Here is a 16,348-nt window from a genome sequence, read left to right as displayed (position 1 = left end):
CGGGGCGCCCGCGGAGGGCGCCCGGGCGGGTGGGTGGACTAGCTGCCCGCCTTCAGCAGCGCCGCGACGATCGGGCCCGCCGTGTCACCGCCGTGGCCGCCCTGCTGGACGACGCCCGCGCCCGAGAGGTCGCCCTTCCACGCGGTGAACCAGCCGTTGGGCTGCTTCTGGTTGTCGACCTCGGCGGATCCGGTCTTGGCGCCGTAGTCCGGGCCGAGGCCGGACATGGCCTCGGCGGCGGTGCCCGCGGCGGCGGTGTACTGCATGACCTCGCGCAGCTGGGAGAGCGTGGACGCCGACAGGGTGCGGGAGGCCTTGGCGAGCGTGCGGTGGTCGACCGTCGGCGAGACCAGGTACGGCTGGTGGAAGGTGCCCGTCTTGACCGTGGCGGCGATGGACGCCATGTTCAGCGGGTTCATCCGGACACCGCCCTGGCCCATCAGGGACGCCGCCATCTGCGCGGCGCTCTGCACCGGCACCGAACCGTCGAACGACGGGACGCCGACGGCCCAGTTGTTCATGCTCAGCCCGAAGACCTGCTGGGCCTGCTTCGTCAGGTCGTCGTTCTCGAGCTTCTTCGCCTGCGTGATGAAGGCGGTGTTGCAGGACCGCGCGAAGCTCGCCTTGAAGGTGCCGTCCTTGATCTCGAAGTCGTCGTCGTTGTGGAACTTCCAGCCGCCGTACGTCGCCGTCTTGGGGCAGGGGTGCGGCTTGTCCGCGGAGGCCAGGCCCTTGTCGAAGAGCAGCGAGGCGGTGATGACCTTCATGGTGGAGCCGGGCGCGAGGGAGCCCTGGAAGGCGGTGTTGAAGCCGTGGGAGGTGTTCGCGACGGCGAGGATCTCGCCGGTCGAGGGGCGCAGCAGGACCACCGACGCCTTCTCCTTGGCGGCGACCCGGCGTTCGGCCTCCGCCTGGAGGGCCGGGTCGAGGGTCGTCGTCACCTTGCCGGGGGTGCCCTCGCTGAGCGTCACGAGGGTCTTGTCGGGCGTCTTCTGGGCGCCCTTCTTCGCGGCCTTGCGGACCACGCGCAGTTCGATGCCGGCCTTGCCGCCGGCCGTCTTGCCGAACTTCTCGCGCAGCCCGTCGAGGACGGTGCCCAGGGACGGGTACTTGGCGGTGGTCAGTTCCCCGCCGTCGCGGTCGAGGGCGGTGACGGGCGGTGTCCCGGACGCACCGGTGACGAGCCGGTCGCCGTCCTGGAGGTCCGGGTGGACGACGGACGGCTTCCAGCCGACCAGTGCGGTTCCGTCCTTGGCCCGCCGCACGACGGTGAGCTTCGAGGAGTACGTCAGGGGCTTGGACGTGCCCTTGTAGCCGACGGTGGCCTTGACGGTGAAGGGCACGTCGGTGCCCGACGGCTTGCCGCCGGTCAGGGTGACGCCGCTGATGTGGGCGTCCTTGCCGTAGCCGGTCAGGGCGGCCGTGGCGGAGGCCGAGTCGTCGGTGGCGGCGGCGGCCTCGGCGACGTCGCCCTTCTGCCAGGCGGTGAGGAAGGCGGTGGACGCGGTGTGGATCTCGGTCGCGGTCAGCGGGCCCGTCTTCACCTTCGTGCGGGCGGTGCCGGTGGACGTGTCGTCCCCGGCGGCGCTGCCCCCGTACAGGCTGTAGGCGCCGAACGCGCCGCCGGCGACGACCACCGCGATCACTCCGCCGATCACGGCGGGCTGTCTCGTACTGCGCCGCTCGGCGACCCGTCTTCTCTTGCCCACAGCTGTTCGTCCTCCGCTGTCCCCTGGTGCCCTGTGGCGCCCCCGCGCCTCTCGCTCCTCAACGAGGTTCCCCACCCTAGGGTCCCGCCCTGTGCGAAGTGGCCTCAGCCACCCGTTCGTAGCACTGCTGCGACGATCGGGCCGGCCGCGTCGCCGCCGTGTCCGCCCTCCTGGGTCATGGCGGCGGCCGCGATGTCGTTCCGGTAGCCGGTGAACCAGCTGTTGGAGACGGTCTGTCCGTCGACCTCGGCGGAGCCGGTCTTGGCGCCGATGCTGCCGCCGAGTCCGGCCATCACCTGGGCGGCGGTGCCGCTGACCGCCGTGCGGTTCATCATCGTGCGCAGCTGTGCGACCGTGCCGCCGGACAGGCCCTTGGCGGTGGCCAGTTCGCGGCCGTCGAGGGAGCGCGCCACGATGACCGGCTGCCGGAAGGCCCCCGTCATGGCGGTCGCCGTGACCGAGGCCATGTTGAGCGGGCTCATCTGGACCTGGCCCTGGCCGATCATGTTGGCCGCGGTGTCGGGGCCGCCGGAGGCGGGCACCGAGCCGTCGAAGGACTCGATGCCGGTCTTCCAGTTGTTCCGGCCGAGCCCGAAGCGCTGCTGGGCCTCGTTCGTCAGCGAGTCGACCTTCACCTCGTCCGCGTACTTCACGAACGCGGTGTTGCACGAGCGGGAGAAGCTGTCGGACAGCGTCGCGTTCTCCTGCGGCTGCATGCCCTTGAGGTTGTGGAAGGTCTGGCTCTGCCAGGTCGCCGTGGGCGGGCAGGGCGCCGGGCCGGTCGACGTCGTGATGCCGTTGTCGATGAGGGTCGCCGCGCTGATGATCTTCATCGTGGATCCGGGGGCGAGCTTGCCGAGGAACGCCGCGTTGAAGCCGTCCTGGCGGTGGTTGGCGACGGCCAGCACCTCGCCGGTGCTCGGCTTCACCGCGACCACGGACGACTCCGCGTACCGTTCGACCGCCTTCTCGGCGGCGGCCTGAGCGCTCGCGCTGAGTGTCGTACGGACCTTGCCGGGACGTCCCTCGGCGAGGGTGGCCAGCGTGGTGTCGGGGGCCTCGGTGGTCCCGTGGTGGATCGCCAGCTCGATGCCGGGCGTACCGCCCGCCTTGTCGCCGTACTTGTCGCGCAGCGCGTCCAGGATCGGTCCGAGCGAGGGGTATTTGTCCTTCGTCAGGACAACGTTGTTCCGGTCCACGGCCTCGATCGCCGGGCTCGCCGACTCGCCCGTGACCAGGGTGTCCCCGTCCTTCAGCTGCGGGTGGACGATGGACGGCTTCCAGTCCACCAGCGCCTTGCCGGTCGTCTCCCCGCGCACCACGGACAGCCGGGAGTCGTAGGCGAGGGGCTTGGTCTTCCCGTCGTAGGACACCGTCGCCTTCACGGAGAACGGCACGCTCGCCCCGGACGCCGTGCCCGGCGTGATCCGCACATGAGTGAGGTGCGCGGCTCCGCTGTACCCGGCGAGCAGGCTCTGGGCGCCGGACTCGTAGTTCGTGTACCCCGCCGCCTTCGCCGCGTCGCCGTTCTCCCAGGCCGCGAAGAAGGCGCGGCTGGTCTCCTTGACCTCGGAGCCGCTCGGCGGCCCGGTTCTGACCGGTGCGGGCCCCGCGGACCCGGTGCCCCCGCTGACCGCGGTGACGAAGTTGTACGCGCCGTACCCGGCGCCCCCCAGTACGACGGCGAACACACTGCCGATGACGGCAGCCTTGGCCCCCTTGCGCATCGCGCGATCCCTCCCCGTGAACCCTTCCCCGAACTTCTGAACGCGTTCAGAAAAGTCGTTCTCCCCGAACTGTAGAGGCGGGTGGGGCTGCGATGACAGCGGTTTCTCCGAATCGTTAGCGCGGGGGCGGGTGGTTATGGGTGTGAACGCCATCTATCGACGGGACCGGGTGCACCGGTTCCGGCCACGCAACGCCAGGAGGGCGCGGCCACCGGCCGCGCCCTCCTGGTCCGATGCCCGGCTAGACCCACGTATCCAGCCACATTCGCGATCTCCACTGGTCGATGGGGATCGCGGTGCCTGTGTACAGGGGCCAGAAATAAATGAAGTTCCAGGTGATCAGGAGGACCAGGACGCCCGCTGACACCGCTCCGACCAGGCGGCGGCGTTCCGTCGCGCCCGGTGGGCCGAGGATCGCGCCGATCATCATCGTGACGGCCAGGCAGAGGAACGGCACGAAGACGACGGCGTAGAAGTAGAAGATCGTGCGCTCCTGGTACAGGAACCAGGGGAGGTAGCCGGCGGCGATGCCGCAGGCGATCGCGCCCGCCCGCCAGTCGCGGCGGAACGCCCAGCGCCACAGCACGTAGAGGATCGCGAAGCAGGCCGCCCACCACAGCAGGGGTGTGCCGAGGGCCAGCACTTCGCGGGCGCACTTGTCGCCCGCGTCGGAGGGGCAGCCGTCCTTGCCGGGCAGCGGGGACTCGTAGAAGTACGAGACCGGGCGGCCGAGGACGAGCCAGCTCCACGGGTTGGACTGGTAGGTGTGCGGAGAGGAGAGGCCGACGTGGAACTTGTAGACCTCGTGCTCGTAGTGCCACAGGCTGCGCACCCAGTCGGGGAGGTACGTCCAGTTCCCGCCCCGGCCGTCGGTCGCCGCCCAGTTCCGGAAGTAGCCGCCGCTGCCGTCGGTCGGCGACAGGATCCAGCCGGTCCAGGAGATCAGGTAGACGGCCACCGCGACCGGGACCGTCGCGAGGAACGTGATGCCGGTGTCGTGCTTCAGGGCCGCCGTGTACGGGTGGCGGGCGCCGGCGACCCGGCGGGACCCCACGTCCCACAGGACCGCCATCACGCAGAACGCGGCGAGGACGTACATGCCGTTCCACTTCGTGCCGATCGCCAGACCCAGCATCAGGCCCGCCGTCCAGCGCCAGGGCCGCCAGCCGAGGCGGGTGGACTCGGCGGTGTCCGCGTCGGGGCGGACCGTGCCGTCCTCGTCGACGGGCAGCGCGGCGGCCAGCCGTGCCCTCGCCCTGTCCCGGTCGATGACCAGGCAGCCGAAGGCCGCGAGCACGAAGAACATCAGCACGCCGTCGAGCAGCGAGGTGCGGCTCATCACGAAGTGCAGGCCGTCGACCGCCATGAGCATGCCCGCGAGACAGCCGAGGAACGTCGAGCGGAACAGCCGCCGTCCGATCCGGCACAGCAGCAGCACCGACAGCGTGCCGAGCACCGCGGTCATGAAGCGCCAGCCGAAGGGGTTGAACCCGAACATCCACTCGCCGAGCCCGATGACGTACTTGCCGACCGGCGGGTGCACGACGTAGGCGGCGTCGCTGGGGATCCGGACGTTGCCGTTGCCCTGGAGGATCAGGTCGTTGGCGTCCTTCGCCCAGTTGACCTCGTACCCGCGGTGGATGAGGGCCCAGGCGTCCTTGGCGTAGTACGTCTCGTCGAATATCACCGCCTTCGGGCTGCCCAGGTTCCAGAACCGCAGCAGCCCGGCGAACAGGGTCACCAGCAGCGGGCCACCCCACCCCGACCAGCGGTGGAAGCGGTCGGCGACCTCCTGGCGCAGACCGAGGGCGGCCCAGATCCGCGACCCCGGCTCGGGGTACGGCGGGACGAGACGGTCGCGCACATCGCTTCTGGGCGGCGCCGTGTAGCCGAATCGGCGCAGCCGCCGCTGCCACGACGGCCGCTGATCGTCGGCGGCCTGGCCCTGCCGGGTGTCCGTGGAGGACGCGGTACTGGTCACCGCGCCATCGTAGGGAACGCGTCTGTGGGAGTCCCGCGCCCGGGCCCTTCCGGCCGGATGAGCTTGTAGGACGGTACCCCTGCGAGGATGGGAGCGTGACAGGAATCCTTGTGTTGGCAGGCACCCCCATCGGCGACATCTCGGACGCGCCGCCACGGCTCGCCGCGGAACTGGCCGGAGCCGATGTCGTCGCCGCCGAGGACACCCGCAGGCTGCGCCGGCTCACCCAGGCCCTCGGCGTCCAGACCTCCGGCCGTGTCGTCTCCTACTTCGAGGGGAACGAGGCCGCGCGGACCCCGGAGCTGGTCGAGGCGCTCGTCGGCGGGGCGCGGGTGCTGCTGGTGACCGACGCCGGGATGCCGTCCGTCTCGGACCCCGGCTACCGGCTCGTGGCGGCCGCGGTCGAGAAGGACATCAAGGTCACCGCCGTACCGGGCCCGTCCGCCGTGCTCACCGCGCTCGCCCTGTCCGGGCTGCCCGTCGACCGGTTCTGCTTCGAGGGCTTCCTGCCGAGGAAGGCCGGCGAGCGTCTCTCCCGGCTCCGGGAGGTCGCCGAGGAACGCCGGACGCTGGTCTACTTCGAGGCCCCGCACCGGCTCGACGACACGCTCGCCGCGATGGCGGAGGTCTTCGGCACCCAGCGCCGCGCCGCCGTCTGCCGCGAGCTGACCAAGACGTACGAGGAGATCAAGCGCGGGCCGCTGGGCGAGCTCGCCGCCTGGGCCGCCGAAGGGGTCCGCGGCGAGATCACCGTGGTCGTCGAGGGCGCCCCCGACAAGGGCGCGGAGGAACTCGACGCCACCGAGCTGGTGCGCAGGGTGCAGGTGCGCGAGGAGGCGGGGGAGCGGCGCAAGGAGGCGATCGCCGCCGTCGCCGCGGAAGCCGGAATTCCCAAACGTGACGTCTTTGATGCCGTGGTCGCGGCAAAGAACGCTGCTCGAACCACCCCATAGAAGGGCAAAGGAGCGGCTTCAAAAGCAAAGCTCAGGCCGCGTGGCAGGGCCGTTCCGACAAGGAACGGCCAAAACGGCTCCAACAGTCGACAGGGCGGATGCGTTCGCGCCGGGAGAAGCGTCCACTGGATGAAGGGACGCACCCGTCCCTCACCTCCGGCGCAACGGCGGAATCCAGGGGGAAATCCGTCCACGGAGGTGCTTGTCCAGCGGACAAGAGGAGCAGTCGGAATGAGTGAGACCACAGGACGGACCGGCGGCGTCGCCGCGGGTCAGGTCACCGAACAGACCGGGCATCGCAGTGCGGCGACGGCCGTTGTCCACGAATCGTATTCCTTCGCCTGCATGCGCTGCGGGCACGGCTGGGAGCAGTCCTACGCGATCGAGCACCACCACGACGCGGACGGCGCCGAGTTCGTGACGTACGTGGCGGACGGCCGGACCGTGCCGTCGCCGCTCAGCCGTCCTTCCTGCCTCTACTGCGACAGCCACGTGGTGCGCATCATGCGCGCCGGACAGGTGTCGTCCGTCCTCGATTCCCTGCACTCCGTGGCCAAGCCCCGGCCGGTACCGCGACAGCCCGGGGAGGGAACGGAGGGGGCCGCTGCGGGCGACTCCTCCGAGACGCCGAAGGAACCGCACCACTGGCACCTGTCGGATCTGCTGCACCCGTTCCAGCACCGCAAGGCCGGCTGATCCCGCAGCCCGGGGCGGCGACGGCCGCGACGTGAAGGACGGCATGCCCCCTTCGTAGGATCGGGGCATGCCTTCCTCCGTCTCCGGCGCCTCCGACAAGAACGCCGCGCCCCCGCTCCCCGAGCCCCTGCGCGTCCCGGTCGCCGACTCGCACACCCACCTCGACATGCAGTCCGGCACGGTCGAGGAGGCTCTCGCCAAGGCCGCGTCGGTCGGTGTCACGACCGTCGTCCAGGTCGGCTGCGACCTGAACGGCTCCCGCTGGGCGGCCGAGACGGCGGCCGCGTACGACGCCGTCCACGCCACCGTCGCCCTCCACCCCAACGAGGCGCCCCGGATCGTGCACGGGGACCCCGACGGCTGGTCCCGGCAGGGGGCCCGGCAGCCCGGCGGCGACGCGGCGCTGGACGAGGCGCTCGCGGAGATCGACCGCCTCGCCGCCCTCCCGCAGGTCAAGGGCGTCGGCGAGACCGGCCTCGACAACTTCCGCACCGGCCCCGAGGGCAAGGCGGCCCAGGAGCGCTCCTTCCGCGCCCACATCGAGATCGCCAAGCGGCACGGCAAGGCCCTGGTCATCCACGACCGCGACGCCCACGCCGACGTGCTGCGCATCCTCAAGGAGGAGGGCGCCCCCGAGCGGACCGTCTTCCACTGCTACTCCGGCGACGCCGCGATGGCCGAGGTCTGCGCCCGCGCCGGCTACTTCATGTCCTTCGCCGGAAACATGACCTTCAAGAACGCCCAGCCGCTGCGCGACGCGCTCGCCGTGGCCCCGCTCGGCCTCGTCCTCGTCGAGACGGACGCGCCCTTCCTGACCCCGGCGCCGTACCGCGGACGGCCCAACGCGCCGTATCTCGTTCCGGTGACGGTGCGCGCCATGGCCGCGGTGCGCGGGATCGACGAGGACACCCTCGCGACCTCGCTGTCCGCCAACACCGCGCGCGCATTCGATTACTGAGCGATAACGGCTCCGGGGGTTTTCCCTGGTCGGACGCCTGTCTCCGGCGGGGGAGTATCGCGACACAGCGTAGTCGCGTTGCTTGGGAGAGTGACGACCGCTCCGCTAGGTTCTGGTCGCCCGATCCGGACCCCTGGAGCGTGTCGTCGTGAGCAGCTCGCGGTACGAGCAGTACGAGACGTACGGACCGACCGGTGGCGCCGACGCCACCACGGTCGTCGACGCCGCCGGCGCCGCCGTGGCCGCCGGCCCGCCTGCCGGGGCGGACGCGCTCGGCGGGCACGACGAGCGCGACGAGGACCGGGCACGGGACGCGGGGGGCGGAGCCGGCGGACCCGGCGGGGCTCCCGGACCGGGCGGACCGGGCGGCCCCAGCGACGCTTCCGGGGCGTTCGAGGCGTACGCGGCCTATGGCGCGTACGGGGACCACTCCGGCCCCCGGTCGGGCTCCGGTTCCGGCTACGTCGAGTACGTGCGCTGGGAGCCGTACGGCCACGGGTACGCCGACACCTACCGCCCGGCGTACGAGGCGCGCACCCCGGGACCCGCGACGGCGTACCCGCCCGGCGCGCCCGTGACCCACGGTGCCTTCCCCGAACCGCGCCAGTACGCGGACGCGGCTCCCCAGGCCGGTGCGACCGTGCACGGGAACGGGTTCGCGCAGGCCGACACCGTCGCCGACGGGAGCGGCTTCGCGCAGGCGGACACGGTCGTCCTCACCGACGCGGTCGCGCTCGCGGACACCGTGGTCGTCACCGTGCCCGACCGCGACGCCGCCCGCTCCGCCGCGGTCGACGGGGTCCGGCCCACGGGCGGGCGGGCCGACGCGCGCCGCGCGGCCCGGCGCAAACGCGTCACCGACCGGCCCGACGCGCTGCGCCGGCTGCTCCCGCAGGCCCTGGTCGTCGCCTTCCTGGCCGGCGGCACCTCCGCCTTCGTCGCCAGTGACAAGGCGATCGAACTCAGCGTCGACGGCAGACCGCGCACGCTGCACACCTTCGCCGACGACGTGAGCGAGCTGCTCGCCGACGAGGGCGTGAAGGTGGGCGCGCACGACGTGGTCGCACCGGCCCCCGGCACACCCCTGACCAGCGGTGACGAGGTCGCGGTGCACTACGGACGGCCGGTGAGCCTCACCATCGACGGCATCCGGCGCCGGGTGTGGACGACCGCGCCCACCGTCGAGGGGGCGCTCAGACAGCTGGGGGTGCGCGCCGAGGGCGCGTACCTGTCGGCCTCGCGTTCCCAGCCGATCGGGCGCGCGGGGCTGGAGCTCGACGTGCGGACCGAGCGCACCGTCACGATCATGGCCGACGGCAGGGCCCGGACCGTCCGCACGAACGCGGCGAGCGTGGGGGAGGCCGTCGAGGCGGCCGGGATCGCCCTGCACGGGCAGGACACCACGTCCGTCCCGGCCGGGAGCTTCCCGCGCGACGGGCAGACGGTCACCGTCCTGCGGGTCACCGGGACCCGGGAGGTCCGAGAGGAACGGATTCCGTTCGAGGTCCGGCGCACCGAGGACGCCTCGCTGTTCAAGGGCAGCGAGGTCGTCGAACGGCCCGGCCGGTTCGGCGCGCGGCGCGTGACGTACGCCCTGCGGACCGTCAACGGCGTCCGCGAGAAGCCGCGCCGCATCCGTGCCGAGGTGGTGCGGGAACCGCAGGTCCAGCTGGTCCGGGTCGGTACGAAGCCGCACCCGGCCTCCGTCGACGGCGCCGACCACCTGAACTGGTCGGGCCTCGCCGCGTGCGAGTCCGGCGGCCGGCCCGGCGCGGTGGACCCGTCCGGCACCTACGGCGGCCTCTACCAGTTCGACACCCACACCTGGCAGACCCTCGGCGGCAGCGGGCGTCCCCAGGACGCGCCCGCCGCCGAACAGACCCTGCGCGCGAAGAAGCTGTACGTGCGCAGCGGGGCGAGCCCCTGGCCCCACTGCGGAGCCCGCCTCCACGGCTGAGGCCACCCGGGGCGGGTGCCCGCCCCGCGCGGGCAGGGGTTCACGTCGCTGGGCCCCCCGCACGGGCGGGGCGACTTCGAGGCCGGAGCCGCCCTCCACGGCAGGGCACGCCCGCGGCGCCCGTGCCGTCCCTCAGATGCGGAGAGGCGCCGCGGCTCCGCGTGACCGGCGGGCCTCCGACGTCCCGGGCCGGGACGCCCCGACCCGGACGCCCCGCGCCGAACGGGTGCCCGGCCGGGTCGCGGTGTCCGGGTGTCCCGGCTCCCGGGGCCCCGCGTGAGGTGGTCGTACGGAGGCTCCGTCCCGGTGATCGCGTCGACGGCGAGGGGCGTGAGCCCGGTGGGCCGGTTCGCACCCGTACCCTTGGGGCGTGACCAGCCCCACCCCCGACGCCCTCCTGGGCCCCGCCGACGTCCGCGAACTCGCGGCAGCCCTCGGCGTACGGCCCACCAAGCAGCGCGGCCAGAACTTTGTGATCGACGCGAACACGGTGCGCCGCATCGTGCGGACCGCGGAGGTACGGCCCGACGACGTGGTCGTGGAGGTGGGACCCGGCCTCGGCTCGCTGACACTGGGCCTGCTGGAGACGGCCGACCGGGTCGTCGCGGTCGAGATCGACGACACCCTCGCCGGCGCCCTGCCCGCGACGGTGGCGGCGCGCATGCCGGAGCGGGCCGACCGGTTCACGCTGGTCCACTCGGACGCCATGCAGATCCGTGAGCTTCCGGGCCCGCCCCCGACCGCCCTGGTCGCGAACCTCCCGTACAACGTCGCGGTGCCCGTCCTGCTGCACATGCTCGACACCTTCCCGACCATCGAGCGCACCCTCGTGATGGTCCAGGCGGAGGTCGCCGACCGGCTCGCCGCCGCGCCCGGTTCGAAGGTGTACGGCGTGCCGTCCGTGAAGGCCAACTGGTACGCGGAGGTCAAGCGCGCCGGCTCCATCGGACGCAACGTCTTCTGGCCGGCCCCCAACGTCGACAGCGGACTCGTGTCGCTCACCCGGCGTGCCGAGCCGATCTCCACCTCCGCCCCGAAGAACGACGTGTTCGCCGCCGTTGACGCGGCCTTCGCGCAGCGCCGCAAGACGCTGCGCGCAGCCCTCGCCGGATGGGCCGGTTCGGCCCCCGCGGCCGAGGCCGCGCTCGTCGCCGCCGGTGTCTCCCCGCAGGCCCGCGGCGAGTCCCTGACGGTCGAGGAGTTCGCCCGGATCGCGGAGAACCGCGGCGAGGCGAAGGGCGCGGACACCAGGAACGCCCGCCGCTACCGCACCGAGGCCGGGACCGCCGAGCAGGCCGAGCACGAGGAGTCGACCCAGCCGTGACGGAGACGGTGACGGTACGCGTCCCTGCCAAGGTCAACGTCCAGCTCGCCGTCGGCGGCGTACGTCCCGACGGCTTCCACGACCTGGCCAACGTGTTTCTCGCGGTCGGCCTCTACGACGAGGTCACGGTCGCCCCGGCCGACGAGCTGCGCGTCACCTGCGCGGGCCCGGACGCCGCCCAGGTGCCCCTGGACCGTACGAACCTCGCGGCCCGTGCCGCCCTCGAACTCGCCCGCCGGTACGGCGTCGACCCCGCCGTCCACCTCCACATCGCCAAGGACATCCCCGTCGCCGGCGGCATGGCGGGCGGCAGCGCGGACGGGGCGGGCGCGCTGCTCGCCTGCGACGCGCTGTGGGGCACGAACGCCTCGCGCGCCGAACTCCTCGAAATCTGCGCCGAGTTGGGCAGCGACGTGCCGTTCAGCCTGCTGGGCGGGGCGGCGCTCGGCACCGGCCGGGGCGAGCAACTGCGCGCCCTGGAGGTCGGCGGGACCTTCCACTGGGTGTTCGCGATGGCCGAGCACGGGCTGTCGACCCCCGCGGTCTTCCAGGAGTTCGACCGGATGCACGAGGGTGTCCGCGTCCCGGAGCCGGTCGCCTCGCAGGAGCTGCTGGACGCGCTGGCGAAGGGGGACGCCGCCGCCCTCGCGAGCACCGTCTCCAACGACCTCCAGCCGGCGGCCCTCTCCCTGTTCCCGGCCCTCGCCGACACCCTCGTCGCGGGCCGCTCGGCCGGCGCGCTCGCCGCGCTCGTCTCCGGCTCGGGGCCGACCACGGCGTTCCTCGCCCCGGACGCGGTGACCGCGCGGACGGCCGCCGAGGCGCTGAGCGCGTCGGGCACCTGCCGATCGGTCCGCGTCACGCGGTCCCCGGCACCCGGCGCGATGATCCTCGGCTGACCCGCGGTCCGGCCCTCCGACGGGCAGGGAGCGGGCCGGGGGAGCGCGCGGGAGGGGACGCCCGCCCCGCGGACTACCCTTGAGGGTCGATCGTCCCCCTTGTTCAGGAGAGAAATGGCCGTCAACCTGGTCAATGTCGAGTCCGTCAGCAAGGTGTACGGCACCCGTGCACTGCTCGACGGGGTCTCCCTCGGCGTCAGCGAGGGGGACCGCATCGGCGTGGTCGGCCGGAACGGCGACGGCAAGACCACCCTGATCCGCATGATCGCCAAGCTGGAGGAGGCGGACACCGGGCGGGTCACCCACTCCGGCGGCCTGCACACCGGCGTGCTCACCCAGCACGACTCGCTCGACCCCACGGCCACCGTCCGTCACGAGGTCATCCGCGACATGGCGGACCACGAGTGGGCGGGCAACGCCAAGATCAGGGACGTGCTGACGGGTCTCTTCGGCGGTCTCGACCTGCCCGGCTTCCCGCAGGGCCTCGACACCGTGATCGGTCCGCTCTCGGGTGGCGAGCGGCGCCGTATCGCGCTCGCGAAGCTGCTCATCGAGGAGCAGGACCTGATCATCCTCGACGAGCCCACCAACCACCTGGACGTCGAGGGCATCGCCTGGCTGGCCCGCCACCTGCGCGAGCGCCGTTCCGCGCTCGTCTGCGTGACCCACGACCGGTGGTTCCTCGACCAGGTCTGCACCCGCATGTGGGATGTGCAGAAGGGCGCGGTCTACGAGTACGAGGGCGGCTACTCGGACTACGTGTTCGCCCGGGCCGAGCGGGAGCGCATCGCCGCGACCGAGGAGGTCAAGCGGCAGAACCTGGTCCGCAAGGAGCTGGCGTGGCTGCGCCGCGGCGCGCCCGCGCGCACGTCCAAGCCCCGCTTCCGCGTCGAGGCCGCCAACGAACTGATCGCCGACGTGCCGCCGCCCCGCGACAAGAGCGAGCTGATGAGGTTCGCCAACTCGCGGCTCGGCAGGACCGTCTTCGAGCTGGAGGACGTGACCGTGCAGGCCGGGCCGAAGGTGCTGCTCAAGCACCTCACCTGGCAGCTCGGGCCCGGCGACCGGGTCGGCCTGGTGGGCGTGAACGGCGCGGGCAAGACCTCGCTCCTGCGCGCCCTGGCCGACGCCGCCCGCAGCGACGGCGAACGGCAGCCCGTCGCCGGCCGGATCGTCACCGGCAAGACCGTCAAGCTCGCCTATCTCTCCCAGGAGGTCGGTGAGCTCGACCCGAACCTGCGGGTGTTGCAGGCGGTCCAGGCCGTCCGCGACCGGGTCGACCTCGGCAAGGGGCGGGAGATGACCGCGGGGCAGCTCTGCGAGACCTTCGGCTTCAACAAGGAGAAGCAGTGGACGCCGGTCGGGGACCTCAGCGGCGGTGAGCGCCGGCGGCTCCAGATCCTTCGCCTGCTGATGGACGAGCCGAACGTCCTCTTCCTCGACGAGCCCACGAACGACCTCGACATCGAGACCCTCACGCAGCTGGAGGACCTCCTCGACGGCTGGCCCGGCTCCATGATCGTGATCTCCCACGACCGCTTCTTCGTCGAGCGCACCACCGACAACGTCTTCGCGCTCCTCGGCGACGGCACGCTGCGCATGCTGCCGCGCGGGATCGACGAGTACCTGGAGCGGCGCAGGAAGATGGAGGAGGTGGCCGCGGCCGCCGTCCTCGCTGCCGCCCCCGCCCCCGTCAAGTCGGCCTCCGCCGCGGACGCGCGGGCCGCCAAGAAGGAACTCCAGAAGATCGAGCGGCAGCTGGACAAGATGTCCGAGAAGGAGACCAAGCTGCACGCGCAGATCGCCGACAACGCCACGGACTTCGGGAAGGTCGCCCAACTCGACGCCGAACTCCGTGAGTTGACCGGTGAGCGCGAGGAGCTGGAAATGCGCTGGCTGGAGCTGGCCGAGGACGCGTGACCCGAGGGGGCGCCCGCCCGGCGTGATCGTCGGGCGCGCACGGCCCGCCGGGACGGCGTGCGCCTCCCGGTGGGCGCCCCTGAGTTCGGGAGTGCGCCCCTTCCCGAACCGGGGAGGAACCAGCTCGCCCGATGATGAACTCCCCCCGCGCGTCCGGCGTGAAGGCCCCGTGAAGACGCGTAACGACGGCATCACAGCCCGGTCCTCCCTTGGGAACAGGGCGCGCACCGGCCCCCTGCCCGCGCCCCCCGCAGTGATAGAAAGAGCCGTCTGAGAACAGTCTGAGAACCACCGGGTGTGGCGGAGATCCAACGCCGCCGATGGGGCGCCACATCAGTGAAGAGGGGGAAGCGCTGATGAGTCAGCCGCCGAGTCAGCCGCCGCAGGGCGGGTTCGGAGCACCGCAGGACCAGCCGCCGACGGGCGGTTCCGGCACACCGCGGGACCCGCGCGCGCAGGGCGGCTTCGGCGCACCGCAGAACCCGCCCGGGAATCCGCCGCAGAACCCTCCCGCCGGTCCGCCGCCGGCCACGCCCCCCAGCACGCCCCCGCCGCCGCAGGGCGCACCGCCGCCCCCGCAGCCCGGCTACGGATACCCGCAGCAGCCGGGACCGTACGGCCAGCCGCAGCAGCCGGGTCCGTACGCCCAGCCCGGGCCCTACGGTCAGCCCGGCCCCTACGGCTATCCGCAGCAGCAGCCGGGCTACGGCTACCCGCAGCAGCCCACGTATCCGGGCGGCCCCGGCACCCCGCCGCCCGGCGGCTCGAAGAACCCGTTCAAGGGCAGGCCCGCGCTCGTCGTCGCGGCGGCCGTGGCCGGACTGCTCGTCGTCGGCGGCACCGTATGGGCGGTCACCGGCAACGGCGACGACGGGAAGAAGCCCGTCGCCAAGGAGAGCCCGAGCCCGAAGGCGTCCGCGTCGGACGACCCGGTCAACCCGGGCGACGGCAGCGGCGACGGCGGCGCGGACGAGGAGAACCTGAACGCCGGCCGCAAGCCGGGCGAGGCGAAGGTGCTCTGGTACAAGTCGGCGCCGGACGCCCCCGGTTCGGGCGCCGACGCCCCCGGCCTGTGGATCACCGGCAAGGCGGCGGTCAAGGCCGCGTACAAGCAGGTCTTCGCGTTCGACACCGGCAACGGCCGGCCGGCCTGGGACGCGCTGACGTTCCCGCAGAAGATCTGCGCCGTCACGCCGCAGAAGACGTCCGACGACAAGGTCGTCATCGCGTACATGAGCGGCGCCGCCAGCGGCGCCAAGTGCAACCAGCTCCAGCAGATCGACCTGAACACCGGCGCCAAGGGCTGGAGCGGGAAGGTCGCCGACGGCGGGCTGTTCGACAGCGCGCTCTCGATCGAACTGTCCATCACCGGCGACACCCTGACCGTCGGCCGCTCGATGTCCGGCACGGCGTACGACGTCTCCAGCGGCAAGAAGCTGTGGGACAAGGAGAAGTACGGCGCCAGTTGCTACCCGGCAGGGTTCGCCGGCGGCGGCAAGCTGCTCTCCGTCTCCTCCTGCGGGGCGGGCAGCGACACCGAGCACGACGAGGTGCAGGAGCTGGACCCCGCCACCGGCAAGGCGAAGTGGACCATGAAGGTCGCCAAGGGGTGGAAGGTGCAGCGCGCCTACTCCGTGGACCCGGTCGTCCTCTACCTGACCAACGACGCGAAGAAGACGGTCAACGTCAGTGTCCTGAACGGGAGCAACGGCGCCATCCGCGCGCAGCTCAAGAGCGACGACGGCTTCGCGCCCGAGTGCGGCTTCGCGATCCTCAACCGCGACCTGACCGGCTGCTTCGGCGCCGTCGCCGACGCGAACACGCTGTACCTCCCGACCGACGCGAAGACCGGGGCCAACGAGATCGTCGCGTTCGACCTGGCGACCGGCAAGGAGAAGTGGCGGGTCAAGTCCCCCGCGGACGCCACGATGATGCCGATGAGGACCGAGGGCGGCAGGCTCATCGCCTACGTCGAGGCGTCGTACGACGGCGGCGGACGCGTCGTGTCCGTCCCGACGACCGGCAGTCACACGCCCACCACCCTCCTCCAGAACCCGCAGGGCACGGCGAACATCGAGAGCAGCTTCTTCTCGAAGGCCGTCGCCTACGTGGACGGGCGCTTCTACATCTCCACCACCCGGCTGACGGGCAACGACGAGGCGAAGGAGAAGCTGATGCTGGCTTACGGCAAGTGACCGCAGCCCGCCTCCCGTTCCCGCGCGAT

Annotated in this window: 11 protein-coding genes; 8 read left to right on the top strand and 3 right to left on the bottom strand. The window is 72.3% G+C overall.

The genetic code is table 11. The annotated features are described in order from the left end of the window. Nucleotides 1-38 precede the first annotated feature (38 nt). The 3 genes from ABZT74_RS02890 to ABZT74_RS02880 all read right to left on the bottom strand — a co-directional run bounded on the left by ABZT74_RS02890 (nt 39) and on the right by ABZT74_RS02880 (nt 5,417). Nucleotides 39-1,709 (bottom strand): penicillin-binding transpeptidase domain-containing protein, encoded by a 1,671-nt coding sequence (locus tag ABZT74_RS02890; RefSeq protein ID WP_356172360.1) that lies wholly within the window; start codon nt 1,707-1,709, stop codon nt 39-41. A 104-nt stretch (nt 1,710-1,813) separates the two neighbouring features. Further along, nucleotides 1,814-3,436, bottom strand: coding sequence for a penicillin-binding transpeptidase domain-containing protein (locus ABZT74_RS02885; protein ID WP_356172357.1), 1,623 nt, complete (start codon nt 3,434-3,436; stop codon nt 1,814-1,816). 241 nt (nt 3,437-3,677) lie between these two features. After that, complete coding sequence (locus tag ABZT74_RS02880) at nt 3,678-5,417, bottom strand: phospholipid carrier-dependent glycosyltransferase (RefSeq protein ID WP_355872432.1); 1,740 nt, start codon at nt 5,415-5,417, stop codon at nt 3,678-3,680. A 95-nt stretch (nt 5,418-5,512) separates the two neighbouring features. Here ABZT74_RS02880 and rsmI point away from each other — a divergent pair, with 95 nt between their 5' ends. The 8 genes from rsmI to ABZT74_RS02840 all read left to right on the top strand — a co-directional run bounded on the left by rsmI (nt 5,513) and on the right by ABZT74_RS02840 (nt 16,319). Next, nucleotides 5,513-6,370 carry a 16S rRNA (cytidine(1402)-2'-O)-methyltransferase gene (rsmI, locus tag ABZT74_RS02875; protein ID WP_356433124.1) on the top strand — a complete coding sequence of 286 codons (858 nt, stop codon included), beginning with the start codon at nt 5,513-5,515 and terminating at the stop codon, nt 6,368-6,370. Nucleotides 6,371-6,601: 231 nt separating this feature from the next. After that, nucleotides 6,602-7,066: a hypothetical protein gene (locus ABZT74_RS02870; protein WP_356172351.1), complete on the top strand. Its 465-nt coding sequence runs from the start codon at nt 6,602-6,604 to the stop codon at nt 7,064-7,066. Between the two features lie 67 nt (nt 7,067-7,133). Beyond that, on the top strand, nt 7,134-8,024 hold the full coding sequence (locus tag ABZT74_RS02865; protein ID WP_356433122.1) for a TatD family hydrolase: 891 nt from the start codon (nt 7,134-7,136) through the stop codon (nt 8,022-8,024). Between the two features lie 472 nt (nt 8,025-8,496). After that, nucleotides 8,497-9,981: a ubiquitin-like domain-containing protein gene (locus ABZT74_RS02860; protein ID WP_356433378.1), complete on the top strand. Its 1,485-nt coding sequence runs from the start codon at nt 8,497-8,499 to the stop codon at nt 9,979-9,981. Between the two features lie 370 nt (nt 9,982-10,351). Beyond that, nucleotides 10,352-11,305, top strand: a complete 954-nt coding sequence (gene rsmA / locus ABZT74_RS02855) for a 16S rRNA (adenine(1518)-N(6)/adenine(1519)-N(6))-dimethyltransferase RsmA (protein WP_355872422.1) — start codon at nt 10,352-10,354, stop codon at nt 11,303-11,305. Further along, nucleotides 11,302-12,204 (top strand): 4-(cytidine 5'-diphospho)-2-C-methyl-D-erythritol kinase, encoded by a 903-nt coding sequence (locus ABZT74_RS02850; protein WP_356433120.1) that lies wholly within the window; start codon nt 11,302-11,304, stop codon nt 12,202-12,204. The genes rsmA and ABZT74_RS02850 overlap by 4 nt, the downstream gene beginning before the upstream one ends. Nucleotides 12,205-12,318: 114 nt before the next feature. Next, nucleotides 12,319-14,124 (top strand): ABC-F family ATP-binding cassette domain-containing protein, encoded by a 1,806-nt coding sequence (locus ABZT74_RS02845; RefSeq protein ID WP_355872416.1) that lies wholly within the window; start codon nt 12,319-12,321, stop codon nt 14,122-14,124. Between the two features lie 356 nt (nt 14,125-14,480). Next, entirely contained in the window at nt 14,481-16,319 is a 1,839-nt protein-coding gene (locus ABZT74_RS02840; RefSeq protein WP_356433119.1) for a PQQ-binding-like beta-propeller repeat protein, read from the top strand. Nucleotides 16,320-16,348: the final 29 nt, after the last annotated feature.

It is taken from the genome of Streptomyces sp. NPDC005302 (genome assembly GCF_040607345.1).
In the GTDB taxonomy this organism is placed as follows: Bacteria; Actinomycetota; Actinomycetes; order Streptomycetales; family Streptomycetaceae; genus Streptomyces.
Note: the sequence above shows the minus strand (reverse complement) of the source record. Positions and strands in the feature narration are given on the sequence as shown.

What these genes read in the sequence shown, in the direction of transcription:
- ABZT74_RS02885 (WP_356172357.1), bottom strand. Translation starts at nt 3,436, where the DNA reads ATGCGCAAGGGGGCCAAGGCTGCCGTCATCGGCAGTGTGTTCGCCGTC.
- ABZT74_RS02840 (WP_356433119.1), top strand. Translation starts at nt 14,481, where the DNA reads ATGAGTCAGCCGCCGAGTCAGCCGCCGCAGGGCGGGTTCGGAGCACCG.
- ABZT74_RS02870 (WP_356172351.1), top strand. Translation starts at nt 6,602, where the DNA reads ATGAGTGAGACCACAGGACGGACCGGCGGCGTCGCCGCGGGTCAGGTC.
- ABZT74_RS02865 (WP_356433122.1), top strand. Translation starts at nt 7,134, where the DNA reads ATGCCTTCCTCCGTCTCCGGCGCCTCCGACAAGAACGCCGCGCCCCCG.
- ABZT74_RS02845 (WP_355872416.1), top strand. Translation starts at nt 12,319, where the DNA reads ATGGCCGTCAACCTGGTCAATGTCGAGTCCGTCAGCAAGGTGTACGGC.